Origin of the sequence: Coleofasciculus sp. C1-SOL-03, assembly GCF_040220555.1 — a bacterium.
Lineage (GTDB): Bacteria > Cyanobacteriota > Cyanobacteriia > Cyanobacteriales > Coleofasciculaceae > Coleofasciculus.
On sequence record NZ_JAVJUO010000198.1, the window covers coordinates 1 to 11372 of the forward strand.

General features: G+C 46.3%; 11 protein-coding genes, 2 tRNA genes, 3 pseudogenes and 1 CRISPR repeat array. Of the genes and pseudogenes, 10 read left to right on the plus strand and 6 right to left on the minus strand.

All coding sequences use genetic code 11. The features are described 5' to 3' along the window. The 4 genes and pseudogenes from RIE73_RS30740 to RIE73_RS30755 form a co-directional block, all read left to right on the plus strand. A pseudogene (locus RIE73_RS30740) lies at positions 1-688 on the plus strand (hypothetical protein); the annotation flags it as partial. A gap of 56 nt (positions 689-744) precedes the next feature. Then, a pseudogene (locus RIE73_RS30745) lies at positions 745-1008 on the plus strand (carotenoid oxygenase family protein); the annotation flags it as partial. 130 nt (positions 1009-1138) lie between these two features. Next, positions 1139-1561: a type I secretion C-terminal target domain-containing protein gene (locus tag RIE73_RS30750; protein ID WP_446404793.1), complete on the plus strand. Its 423-nt coding sequence runs from the start codon at positions 1139-1141 to the stop codon at positions 1559-1561. A gap of 114 nt (positions 1562-1675) precedes the next feature. Continuing rightward, entirely contained in the window at positions 1676-2155 is a 480-nt protein-coding gene (locus RIE73_RS30755; RefSeq protein ID WP_446404787.1) for a hypothetical protein, read from the plus strand. A gap of 201 nt (positions 2156-2356) precedes the next feature. Here the strand turns inward: RIE73_RS30755 and RIE73_RS30760 are convergent, their stop codons facing one another. Beyond that, a complete protein-coding gene (locus RIE73_RS30760; protein WP_446404788.1) occupies positions 2357-3109 on the minus strand; it encodes a hypothetical protein in 753 nt (250 codons plus the stop codon). Positions 3110-3365: 256 nt separating this feature from the next. On the opposite strand from RIE73_RS30760, the gene RIE73_RS30765 reads away from it, so the two are divergent. The 5 genes from RIE73_RS30765 (at position 3366) to RIE73_RS30785 (ending at position 6286) form a co-directional block, all read left to right on the plus strand. After that, positions 3366-3719, plus strand: a complete 354-nt coding sequence (locus RIE73_RS30765) for a hypothetical protein (RefSeq protein WP_446404789.1) — start codon at positions 3366-3368, stop codon at positions 3717-3719. Between the two features lie 327 nt (positions 3720-4046). After that, positions 4047-4838 (plus strand): dienelactone hydrolase family protein, encoded by a 792-nt coding sequence (locus RIE73_RS30770; protein WP_446404790.1) that lies wholly within the window; start codon positions 4047-4049, stop codon positions 4836-4838. A gap of 371 nt (positions 4839-5209) precedes the next feature. After that, positions 5210-5857: a hypothetical protein gene (locus RIE73_RS30775; protein WP_446404791.1), complete on the plus strand. Its 648-nt coding sequence runs from the start codon at positions 5210-5212 to the stop codon at positions 5855-5857. 218 nt (positions 5858-6075) lie between these two features. After that, positions 6076-6157 (plus strand) — tRNA-Tyr (locus RIE73_RS30780). Positions 6158-6214: 57 nt separating this feature from the next. Then, a tRNA-Thr gene (locus tag RIE73_RS30785) sits at positions 6215-6286 on the plus strand. 732 nt (positions 6287-7018) lie between these two features. After that, a CRISPR array of direct repeats spans positions 7019-7999; the repeat unit is 36 nt; unit sequence GTTTCCATTCAACTGATTTCCCCAGCGAGTGGGGAC. A 182-nt stretch (positions 8000-8181) separates the two neighbouring features. Here the strand turns inward: RIE73_RS30785 and cas2 are convergent. The 4 genes and pseudogenes from cas2 to RIE73_RS30805 all read right to left on the minus strand — a co-directional run bounded on the left by cas2 (position 8182) and on the right by RIE73_RS30805 (position 9763). Further along, positions 8182-8463, minus strand: a complete 282-nt coding sequence (gene cas2, locus RIE73_RS30790) for a CRISPR-associated endonuclease Cas2 (RefSeq protein ID WP_446398492.1) — start codon at positions 8461-8463, stop codon at positions 8182-8184. A 3-nt stretch (positions 8464-8466) separates the two neighbouring features. After that, positions 8467-8919, minus strand: a pseudogene (cas1, locus tag RIE73_RS30795) (CRISPR-associated endonuclease Cas1); the annotation flags it as partial. 125 nt (positions 8920-9044) lie between these two features. After that, positions 9045-9341 carry a CRISPR-associated protein Csx18 gene (gene csx18, locus RIE73_RS30800; RefSeq protein ID WP_446398494.1) on the minus strand — a complete coding sequence of 99 codons (297 nt, stop codon included), beginning with the start codon at positions 9339-9341 and terminating at the stop codon, positions 9045-9047. Positions 9342-9409: 68 nt separating this feature from the next. After that, positions 9410-9763: an excalibur calcium-binding domain-containing protein gene (locus RIE73_RS30805; RefSeq protein ID WP_446381537.1), complete on the minus strand. Its 354-nt coding sequence runs from the start codon at positions 9761-9763 to the stop codon at positions 9410-9412. Between the two features lie 277 nt (positions 9764-10040). On the opposite strand from RIE73_RS30805, the gene RIE73_RS30810 reads away from it, so the two are divergent. Continuing rightward, positions 10041-11033 carry a WYL domain-containing protein gene (locus RIE73_RS30810; protein WP_446404792.1) on the plus strand — a complete coding sequence of 331 codons (993 nt, stop codon included), beginning with the start codon at positions 10041-10043 and terminating at the stop codon, positions 11031-11033. Here the strand turns inward: RIE73_RS30810 and RIE73_RS30815 are convergent. Beyond that, entirely contained in the window at positions 11017-11196 is a 180-nt protein-coding gene (locus tag RIE73_RS30815; protein ID WP_446396582.1) for a plasmid mobilization protein, read from the minus strand. The genes RIE73_RS30810 and RIE73_RS30815 overlap by 17 nt on opposite strands. Positions 11197-11372: the final 176 nt, after the last annotated feature.

Sequence of the window (11372 nt, forward strand, 5' to 3'; positions counted from 1 at the left end):
CCCAAACGAGGGAAGAGGTGCCCATAACAAGGGTCAAGTCACTGAGGAGCCGTGTGACGGGAAACTGTCACGCACGGTTTTGAAAGGGAGACGGGAGGTAGCAATATCTCCCGCCGACCCAAACTATTGGCAGATTGAACAGCTACACCAAGCAGGTTACACCGTCCACACTCAAGAAGGATGGCATACCTCCAACTTAAGGAAGTACCTGGGTTTACCCAAAGCCAAGAATAAGGCTGAAGAGTCACCCGCAGCCCATGCCGTTGATGGTATCTGCCTTGCCGCGTCCCGGTTCATTCGATATCGCCAGATCAAAGGCAGAAGCGGCACATTCCTGGGGGGGATAACTGTTACTCCATGCCAATTCGCGGTAATCAGGCGTCCCCCAATCTGCCGTCGTCAGCTACACCTAATGATTCCCAGCAAGGGAGGAAAACGACGCGGCTATGGCGGCACAGTTACCCGACACGGGTTCAGGAAAGGTGATTACGTCAAAGCAGTTAAAGCTGGAATCACCTATTACGGTTACGTTTCCGGTGACACCAAGACACAAGTTTCGGTGAGTGATGCCAACTGGAAGCGACTAGGAAGATTCGCCGCCAAAAAAGCCCAATTGTTGCAGCGAAATACCGGACTGGTATCAACAGTTGGATTGTCAAACCTAACCGCATCGAGCGGCGCGGTTTGACCTCTATCCCCCTCCGGGTTGCTTCGCTGAACCCGGAGTCCCACGAGACAAACGATGGCACATCCCAAGTTCACAACTATGGGGCGGGACGTTATGGCGGTGAGGCAGTATTTGCGCCGCGTCCCAATGGAACGGCTGAAGATGATGGCTGGTTAGTCACGTTTGTCCACGATGAGAACTCAGACACCTCTGAACTGGTGGTGCTGAATGCCCAAGACTTGACGGCTGAACCTGTGGCGCGGGTATTGATGCCTCAACGTGTTCCTTATGGGTTTCATGGGACTTGGGTGACTCATGCACAGTTAACCCATTCGATGTAGTTTGAGGATTTCCGCACTGAAGGATAAGGGGGCAATTTAGTCCCCTTTTTTTTGTTGAACAATCCTATTTTTATAAGAATTTATAATTTTTCTCATATTAGATGCCAAAAGCTATGTTCATAACTCATAAATTCAGCGGACAGAGACAAACGTTGTAGAGTTCAACGAAGTTTCCGGCACACCTGGACGCGATGAATTAACCGGAACCTCTGGAAGCGACAGCCTAACGGGTGGCTTCGGTGCCGATATCCTCACAGGCGAAGCGGGTAGCGACCAATTCGTCTACAACAGCATCCGCGATGCTGGCGACACCATCACCGACTTTGAAATCGGTAACGACCAAATCGTTCTCACCGGAGTCCTCGATAGCTTCGGCTACGACGGTTCAGACGCACTCGCCGATGGCTACGTTCAAGTCGTGGAAATGGGTTCTAATAGCGTTGTCCAAATCGATTCCGATGGACCCGATGGTCGAGGCATCTTCCGACCCTTCATTTTAGTCGAAAATGCTGCGGCTGCTGACTTAAGCGCTGCCAGTAACTTCGCTTTCTAAACAGACCGTCCATGTTTGGTCTCTACCGGGGGCATACCGCACCCATCCACTCAGGTAAGCCCCCTCTTTAAACCCTTGTTCTCAACTTTCGTTTTGTACCCACCCAGGAAGATTATGTCTATTTCTACTTTCCTTCAGCAAAAAACCGCAAGTTTAGCTATCTTACTCAGTTTCAGCAGCCTCGCCCTCACTACCCCCTCCCAGGCTGCTATCCTCAATGGTGGTTTTGAGGATAACTTAACTGACTGGATGACGGTTGGTGATGTCAGTACCCAAACCGACGCATTTAACGCTACTCCGACTCAAGGCAACTCTCAAGCGTTATTAACCACCGCCTCATCCACATTTCCCGATGATTCTCCTCAACCTACGGGTACATTCAATTTCTCTGGAAACGAACCCGCCACCGTCGGCACTCCAGGAGGTTTAGAAGATTTCCTCGGCTTACCCCTCGGCAGTCTTCCCGGTTCTAACGGCTTTTTCACCTTTCCCTTTGAAGGTTCTGCCCTCAAACAAACCTTTAGCGCCCAAGCTGGAGATGTTTTAAGTTTTGATTGGAATTTCTTGACTAATGATAACCTAATGTTACCTTGACAACTCAGGCGGCTGCTGTTTCTGAACCGGGTTCTGTCGTTGGTGTGTTGCTATTCGGCGTTTTGGGGATAAAAGCGGTTAAAAAGGGGCAACGGAAAGTGTAATGTTGATCTCGTGCGAGGGTTGACTACCCCCTTTATAACCCAGTCCGCGCAGGCGGACTTTGTTTGTGTAGCTGTGACTTCCAGTCACCAGAATCCCCTATTCGTTTCTCGGACACACGCTATGGCTTTCGCCCCTCTCTAGATCAACACACCCTGCATAGTCCATCGCTGGGGTATTGCCCGGTGTGAAAACCAATAGTGCTGTTGTCCCCGATGCATCGCCATGCTTGATTAATAAGTCCCCATCCAAGAACCCCACATAGTCAATTGTGTCCAACGAATAGGTAGAAAATTCGTCAGGTAAAGGTTGAGAACCTGGAACCTGAACTCGATAGATGGCGTAAGCACCCGGTTGAGGGTCGATAATAAAAACGGCACTAAAATTCGTCGCCGCAAAATAATCGAGAACTACGCCAACGGCAATATTGCCTGTTTCTGGGTCAACGCTAATGCTATCTCTGACAAAACGTTGACCCGTCATTACTTTTTCAGTCGGATTGTAGGTTGCCGGATCGACGCTATCCATCAGCCGCACGTTTAGCTCATTAACGTTAATGCTATACGTCTCTCCCTGCCATTCCCATTGCAGTTGTGTGCCGTCGGAAACGATTTTCACCGCTTCGGGAATAGCTGATGCATTTAGGTTAGCGGGTGGCGCACCTTGAGCAAAGTCCAGAGATTCAACCAAAAATTGGGTTGGGGTTGATTGATTTTTTTGCTCGTTTTGCTCTACCCGTTCTGCCTCTATTTGTCCGAAACTGGGTCGCGATTTAACGATAAAGCTGGTGTAGCCAATTAGGGTGATAAATAGGAAAAGAGTATAGTTAGCAAGTTTTGACTTGGTTAGCATTCTGGAATATTTTCCACTCAATCATCAGGAAACATAGACGTTTTTTAATTTAATGTGTTCCAGGGGATATCCGCATCTTGTTTCCCGTTTCGTCCCAATCTCAACCATCAACTCTAATTTCGTCCGACGTACATAGAGACGTGTCATGGTGCGTCTGAATTCTAGCAGGACAGATAATATAACTCTAGGATGAGGGAGAACAGAAGTAAAAGGCTTATACTAGACTCAATACTTTGACCACGCTAAAGAGATAGGTATGGATTGGCAAACTATTCAAGATAAAGGTAAAAATGTAGTGAATCAAGTCACTAATACACTAGAAGAAAAAGGACAACAGGTTAAAGAGCAGGTAGCTAATGCGACTCAAGATAAAGCGTCAGAACTGTCTGAGGAGGCAATAACAGCAGCAGTTGATCGCGCTGTTAATGTGATGAAAATTGCTAGCAAACGGGTTATTGAAAAAGATATTCCGACGGAAAACGTATCGTTAGAAGTTAGCGTAAATGTGATAAATTTAGGTGAACTGAAAATGAAAGCAGATGTCCCCAAAGCGGGAGAACTACAAAATCTTGAGGTGGACGTTGCTGAAAACGGGAAAGCAGAAGGTTAAGCTCAATGGCACGCTCCAGCCTGCATTTTGGAATCACCAAAACCCTTGATCAGTAGGGGCTGCTGAATAAGTTTTGTGGTGGGGAGAGGGAACAGGGAACAGGGAATAGGGAAAAGTAAAGGTTTTGGAATTTAGGTATCCCAATCTAAATGCCGAACAGCTTAAGCGGTTTGGCATTTAAACCTTAATGTCAATAATGACGCAATCCTGGTAGTGCGAGCATCTTGCTCGCTACCCATTCCCAATTTAAATGCGTGACAGCTTATCTGCTATTTCCGAATCCTATCCAGATGAGATATCCTAACCAAATAACTCATCCTAACTGTTATGAAACCTCTACTAGCCTCACTGATCGTCACCCCCCTGTTTACGCTACTCAGTGCAGCGATCGCCCTTGCTGAAGTCCGCACTCAAGTGATTGAATACCAACACGATGATACTGTACTCGAAGGCTTTCTGGCTTACGATGACGAGATTCAGGGAAAGCGCCCTGGTGTGATGGTGGTTCACGCCTGGAAAGGATTGGGAGATTACGAGAAGCAACGGGCAAAACAGCTTGCTGAATTGGGTTATGTGGCTTTTGCGGCTGATATTTATGGTCAGGGAATTCGACCTACAACGAACGAAGCCGCCGCCGCCCAAGCGAGTATCTATCGATCCAATCGCCAATTAATGCGCGATCGCGCCCAGGCTGGATTACGGGTACTGCAACAATACCCCTTGACGGATGGGAATCAAGTTGCCGCGATCGGTTATTGTTTTGGAGGAGGTACAGTATTAGAATTAGCCCGCAGTGGTGCGTCAGTGGCTGGGGTTGTTAGCTTCCATGGGAATTTAGATACACCCAATCCCGCAGATGCTCAGGCGATTAAAGGTAGAGTGCTAGTGTTGCATGGTGCAGCTGATCCCTTAGTCCCCGATGAGCAAGTTGATGCTTTTAAACGAGAAATGAATTATGCCAATGTAGACTGGCAAATGGTTATGTATGGTAATGCTGTTCACAGCTTTACTAATCCCAACGCTGGGAATGATCCCTCAACGGGAGTTGCCTACAATGAGAAGGCTGATCAGCGCTCTTGGGCGGCAATGAATCGCTTTTTTGCTGAATTATTTCGTTAGATTGGTCATTGGTCATTTGACTGGATAGGATATCCTCTCATGAGTTATTCCTTCCTTATATCCTCTGCCTGGGGAAGGATGAGGACATCTGCGATCGCGCCTGCTTAAGATTAACCGGGTAGAAACTCGCTCGTTAGTGGTAACGTCAATGCTTCTGGCAAACATTAGCGTTAAGTAAAGGAATCGTACATTACACTATGCGTCAGATTTTTGGCATCCTACCTCTGGTGTTTTTACATTCCTCTATGATAGAAAAGAGCTGGTTTTGTTGAAGGAATACCATGAACCATGAACCATGAACCATGAACCATGTACAATCTTTGTGGTTACTTGGCTATTTTTGAACTTAATTTAGGAGAAAGAGTTATCCCATGGATTCTCAACCCTCTAATGCGAATAACACTCACTTAGTTTCCGCTGTGGTTGAGGCTACACTCAACCAAAATCAACCCCGTCTCAATCAACTCCTTAAAAACGCGCTCTATGACATTCCTAGCGAACAACCTGAATCCTTGCGAGCGCAAGTCGCCAGGAATTTCTTGATCCAAGTGGCTCAACGTTTAGAGGAATCCCTGGGCGCGAAGCATCATATTCTGGCTTGGTTTATAGTATATGTGGGCTTGGGCAGGGCACTACCCGAGGCAATTCAAGCCGCGCAAATGGTTCTCGACGAAGGATTAAAACCGTTTGCCGATTTCTTTGTAGACCGTCAAGGGATTCATTTCTATAATCATGGCGATAAGGCGGACAACATCAATAAAATTCCGCCTCGCCTATCTGAGTTTACCCAGATGACTGTCCGGATTTCTCAGGAAGAAGTACAGCAGGTTATGGGAAAGTTCAGTTTATCGGAAGAGAAAGCCCGACAAGTGGTCTTAAATTTGAAAATTTTGGAGCAAAAAATGAATGTACCCTTTCAACAATTATTGACGGTTTTAGATTCTAATCAAGCCTTGCTGAATCAGGTAATGACGTTGGATTTAACGAAGCCCGATAATCCCAAGGATTTTGGCATGTAACAGGCAACAGTTTCAAAAGCACGTCTCTACCAGCTTCCCAGACGTAGCATGCTACGTCTCTACATGCTTCCCAGACGTAGCATGCTACGTCTCTACATGCTCCCCCAGCTTCCCCTGCTCCGAACCCAGCTCCTCCAGATGGGGAGATGAGGAAGTCGCCAAAAAAAACTTGAACACAAATTAAAAGTTGTGCTAGTATTGATAACTGTGAACGAAATGGGTCGGTGCCCGAGTGGTTAATGGGGGCGGACTGTAAATCCGCTGGCTATGCCTACGTTGGTTCAAATCCAACCCGGCCCATCACATCGCTCTAATGGTTAGAGGGTGTGTGGTTAGAAGCGTCTATTATAGATGTATGCCCGTGTAGCTCAGTGGTAGAGCACACCCTTGGTAAGGGTGAGGTCACGAGTTCAATCCTCGTCACGGGCTTTGATTACAAAAAACTCAAAGTGTCGATTGACTAATTATTTGTCATCGTTGTCAGATTAGTGTCGTCTTGACAAATTAAATGTCATCGTAGGCTGTAAGCTGTACGGAGCAACGTTGGTTGTAGTTGATCAATGGTATCCGGGAAAAGAGGACAGGGCAATGGTACAAATAAGTCCACCCCTAGAATCAAAGCTAATACAAGAAGGCAGAAGTCCGAAGGCAGAGGGCAGAAGGCTATGAGGCTTATGGTAGTTGCTTTTAGGGAGCTTGTTAACTGGTTAGTTATTTCTGCCGCGCTGCACTAAAGAAATTCTGGGCTGAATTTCGACACGTATGTATAACCGCAGGGCTTGCGGGGCTAGTCTGTGGAGCGAACATAAGACCTAAGAATCTTCGGGTTTAAGGGCGGTTGCAATGAAGCAGAAACCTAAATCGTGAGGTTTAGGAATCCCGCGCTTTTAGCGCTGGGAGGATGTCAACGTTGTGAATAGTTTGCCTGGATCGATTCGAGTTACTATCTTTTGGGTTTGTTCACCTGATGGCTCCTCAACGCGATCGCACTCTGATTGAAAGGGTTGAACTCCAAAAACCTTGTAGTCAATACACTTATGGCTACATCAGATTTTTACAACTGGCGGGACACTTTATGGTTCTACCCAAGTCCGATTGTCGCTCTCCCTCCCTCCTACGAGGGAATGAGGGTTACAGCCAAAGAAAACGGACAACTTATGCTTCCAGTTTGAACTGATTTCCCCAGCGAGTGGGGACTCAATTTTACTCGCTCAAAGTTACTGTGATCTTGTGAGTTTCCATTCAACTGATTTCCCCAGCGAGTGGGGACTCAGCTTAATTTTCGTCGCGCCAGTTCACTCTCAGGAAGTTTCCATTCAACTGATTTCCCCAGCGAGTGGGGACGATGACTCTTTCAAGAGCTACCTAGAAACGGCTCTGGTTTCCATTCAACTGATTTCCCCAGCGAGTGGGGACGGCAAAATGATTGCAGTCATCTACCCCGATAAGGTGTTTCCATTCAACTGATTTCCCCAGCGAGTGGGGACTCAGCCAGAATGCAGCATCAATCAACGAACAGATCACGGTTTCCATTCAACTGATTTCCCCAGCGAGTGGGGACCTCACACGGCACGTCAGACAATGTTGAATTCTAGTTTCCATTCAACTGATTTCCCCAGCGAGTGGGGACAACTTTCAGGCGGAGGATAAACTTCACAATGCTCAAATGTTTCCATTCAACTGATTTCCCCAGCGAGTGGGGACCGCAATGATCCAAGCACGGTCGGTAGGTCAATTCTTGTTTCCATTCAACTGATTTCCCCAGCGAGTGGGGACCATCCCTTGGGGTCATCTATCCCTTTGCCGCAATTGGTGTTTCCATTCAACTGATTTCCCCAGCGAGTGGGGACCCTTGTGAAACGCTTGCTAGGCAAGGGATTCAAGACCGTTTCCATTCAACTGATTTCCCCAGCGAGTGGGGACATGATCGATTTTATAAGCTCTGGCGTCGCTGTATTAGTTTCCATTCAACTGATTTCCCCAGCGAGTGGGGACATTCAAGTCCTTTCTGTTGGGGTTTTGCTCCCTGCAAGTTTCCATTCAACTGATTTCCCCAGCGAGTGGGGACTCACCTGTCAACGCGGGTACGGTTTCGCTTACTATAGTGTTTCCATTCAACTGATTTCCCCAGCGAGTGGGGACCCCTTGATTTTAACCCCTTGCCCTGCCTGAATTCCAGAGGCGGTTAGCGAGGTTCAGCGCCAACACTTGCCAAAATCCCAAAAATCTTGCCGCGAAAATTGCTCAAACCCTTACAGGACAAGGCAGCGAGGTTCAGAACGAAACAATAGGATTTTCCGGCATTTTACCTGACCTTCGCCAAATTAAATAATTGTACTTCCAGTTGGCTTTGGGACAGGTGAACCAATACCCCACGTTTCTACCTGCTCCAGAGTGTGCCGCGACAAAGGATAAAATCTAATGCTATCTTCCGATAACTTGACCCGTTTTTGCAGTCTAGACCGCAATTCATCAAATTTCGACCTACAAAGTTGGCACTCAAACACCGAATACTGCACTCGCCGACCATACCCTTCCAATAAATCGGATACCTTTTTCCGGCGTTTGTCATCAGGAATGTCATAGGCTACTACATACAAAAGCATTCTCTATCGATTTTGATAGGGGTGATATCCCTGGCTAGGATTATAAACAAACTGCTTATAAGCTTTGACTTGCTGATTAAGCAAGTCCCATTTTGGGTGCTTACCCCCTGCCTCATCTTGAATTTCCTCCTCCATTCGCTGTACAAATGCATGGAGAAACTTCTTACGCCCAGATTCATTGAGATAACACCCCCCATCTTTATAGAAAAAATCTTGCAATTCATTGATGATATGTCGATTAACTAGCCACATTACTAAAGCATCAACCAAAGGGGCGCGAAATTCTTCAATTAAATCCGACGCCAACGCCGCATGACGTTCATGCCCCTGATGTAGAGATGCCTGATAGGGATCAAGCCCCTGAAGCTCAATTAGTGCCAGTAAATGATTCCACAAAATTTGATAACCAAAACTTAGCATTGCATTAACTGGATTCCCTGGAGGGCGGCGAGTTCTCTATAAAAGAATCTGTTCTGTTAAAGGTAATTGCACTTGGGCATGAATAGTGTCGCCTTGTTTAACCAAAAGCATTTCACCGTTAAGGGAAATATAACAACCCTGTTGGGAGACGTATAAAGTTTTCATTGATACCAATGTGACGAATACTCAACATTTGATTGTTGCCGTTGGCGACGCAAACTCCCCGACTGGGAAGAAATTTCAGAAAATAACTCAGTTTGGGATACAGGCAGCAGCCATACAATCACGCGGTCTGCCAAATATGCGATTATGTAAGATAAACTCATAACCAGCAGTGTATTTACAATTACTGCTGCCAACCCTAATGGCGCAATCAACAAAAGAATCAAGGTAATACCACCATTGAATAGAGACACCAGACTATTACGCACTCTGGCTGCGCGAGGTGAAATATACATGATTAATGCAGTAACAAATTTTACTGGAGGATGTTTGAGTGATAAACTAAAAAATGACCAATGAACAATTACGGCAAACTCTCACAAGCTACTCCATCATTGTTCTTATCCAACCCATGAGGATCGTCCGGGAACTCGTCCAGCACCCTTTGGGCTTCCTTTTGTGTAGTGAAGTCACTGCAATTGCAGTTCCAATTCACGCATCCCGGCAGATTTTCTTCTCCATTTGGGCTGACTGTTTCTGTTGGTTTTGGTGATGGTGATTCGACAGCGTTATCCTGTTGACTTGTTACTGGAGATTCAGATAGGGACATAGGATTCACTGCCTCTTCGGTGGGAGAAACTGGTGGATTTCCTGGTGAATGACACTGCACGGTGATCAGTGCCAAAATTAATCCTGTGGTTATAACTGAAGGTGTCATTAGCTTAATGTGAAGATTGGTTTAAGGTTAGTTTAAGAGATGAAAAACCTGTACGGGATCGCGTTTCCCTGTTGATTTCTACGATTGATAAAAATTAGCCTAACTTCAAATCCCAGAAAAAACCACAAAAAGACACTATTCAAACTTTGATTACAATGTCAAGCAAAATCCCCGTACATTAACGCTTATAAAATCCTTGTCCGTCTATTTTTTTAGGTTCAATAGTAGTTTCTTTCCTCTTGCCTGTTAACATCGAGTTGGATTATCTTAGATAGCTATGCCTAAGAAACCTCAACTCCACCCCTACGCCGATCGCCTCTCGTTCGAGCGAATTTTGCTACTAATCGCCACCTTGATCAATCACCCCGGCATCGGCTGTTGCAACCCTTTAGACCGACCCAAAAAGGGTCAGCATCACAATGCCTTAGAACCTCTGCAAAAGAAGGAACGGGAATTTGCCCAATCCCTCGGTATCACCTTCCCTGACAACTATCCCTCTATTGGCACTCTCCGCAAAGACTTAGAAACCCTACGAGAGTTTGGCATTCTCGACCGCCGCATGTATCGTTGGGGATATTACCTGGGAACTGGCGTCATGAGTTGGGAGGAACTAAAAGTAGCATTCAACGCCCTACATTCCCAAGCAACTTACCAAGGTGACCCCACAATCCGCGAAATTTATCAGATTCTAGAGAAGCGATTGCGGGGATTAGATTTAGACAGTAACGGCGACTTCTCTTACCCGGTGCGTGCCTATCTGAATCGTCCGATAATCTACACTGACCCCCAGCAAATGCAAGCCAAAGGCAAGAACCGCCACACCTTATTTCATTGCTTGGATGCATTAGAAGTCGCGATCGCCAAAGGTCAGTTAGTCGAACTTTACCGCCATAGCGAACCCTATAGACAACGAACGGGCTATATCCAGGTTTATCCCTTACAACTGTTTTACCATGACATTGCCTGGTATCTGCTTTACGAATACTCAGAAAACCAACATCTAGAGGTAGGACGATTAGATCGGTTTAAAGACTACTGCCATCATATTGACCCAACAGGACGAGGACAGCAAAAACAGCGAGAAAGTCTCAAGGAAGCGCAAAAGCTGATGACCACTGGCTGGGGTATTTATCTGGGAACTCCCTGTGACCAACAACTAGAACGGCAGGGAAAGTTATTATTAGAAGAGGTGAAAGTTAGATTTTTTCCCCCAGTGACCACTTTTATCTTGATCCGCCGTAAAACCTTCGCTTTTAGCGACGGGATATAAGGCGGGGGAATCGGAGGTAAGGAGATTCCCAAACTACGCCGCGCAATTGAGCGATAAAACTCCTGATTAACTCAGATTGAGTCATCCCTCTTTTAGCCGCCTCTTGCTTGAGTTGGTTCTTTTCGTATTTAGTAACCCTTAAAAAGATTTTCTCATTCTTCATAGATTCGTCCTGTCGAATAGCAATACATACAGTAGACTGGATTAAGTAAGTGCATTGTGAGGTCGAGCAATGGTTAAACCCAAAAAGCCTAGGGGAGTACAGCAAATGCTGCTACACCCAGACAAGGAAACAAAAGCCATTTTAGAGTACCTGTGCGAACAATCGGGGAAACTCTA

Excerpts from the sequence above, each read along its gene's own strand:
- RIE73_RS30755 (WP_446404787.1), top strand. The coding sequence starts at position 1,676 with ATGTCTATTTCTACTTTCCTTCAGCAAAAAACCGCAAGTTTAGCTATC.
- RIE73_RS30760 (WP_446404788.1), bottom strand. The coding sequence starts at position 3,109 with ATGCTAACCAAGTCAAAACTTGCTAACTATACTCTTTTCCTATTTATC.
- RIE73_RS30765 (WP_446404789.1), top strand. The coding sequence starts at position 3,366 with ATGGATTGGCAAACTATTCAAGATAAAGGTAAAAATGTAGTGAATCAA.
- RIE73_RS30770 (WP_446404790.1), top strand. The coding sequence starts at position 4,047 with ATGAAACCTCTACTAGCCTCACTGATCGTCACCCCCCTGTTTACGCTA.
- RIE73_RS30775 (WP_446404791.1), top strand. The coding sequence starts at position 5,210 with ATGGATTCTCAACCCTCTAATGCGAATAACACTCACTTAGTTTCCGCT.
- cas2 (WP_446398492.1), bottom strand. The coding sequence starts at position 8,463 with ATGCTTTTGTATGTAGTAGCCTATGACATTCCTGATGACAAACGCCGG.
- csx18 (WP_446398494.1), bottom strand. The coding sequence starts at position 9,341 with ATGTATATTTCACCTCGCGCAGCCAGAGTGCGTAATAGTCTGGTGTCT.
- RIE73_RS30805 (WP_446381537.1), bottom strand. The coding sequence starts at position 9,763 with ATGACACCTTCAGTTATAACCACAGGATTAATTTTGGCACTGATCACC.
- RIE73_RS30810 (WP_446404792.1), top strand. The coding sequence starts at position 10,041 with ATGCCTAAGAAACCTCAACTCCACCCCTACGCCGATCGCCTCTCGTTC.
- RIE73_RS30815 (WP_446396582.1), bottom strand. The coding sequence starts at position 11,196 with ATGAAGAATGAGAAAATCTTTTTAAGGGTTACTAAATACGAAAAGAAC.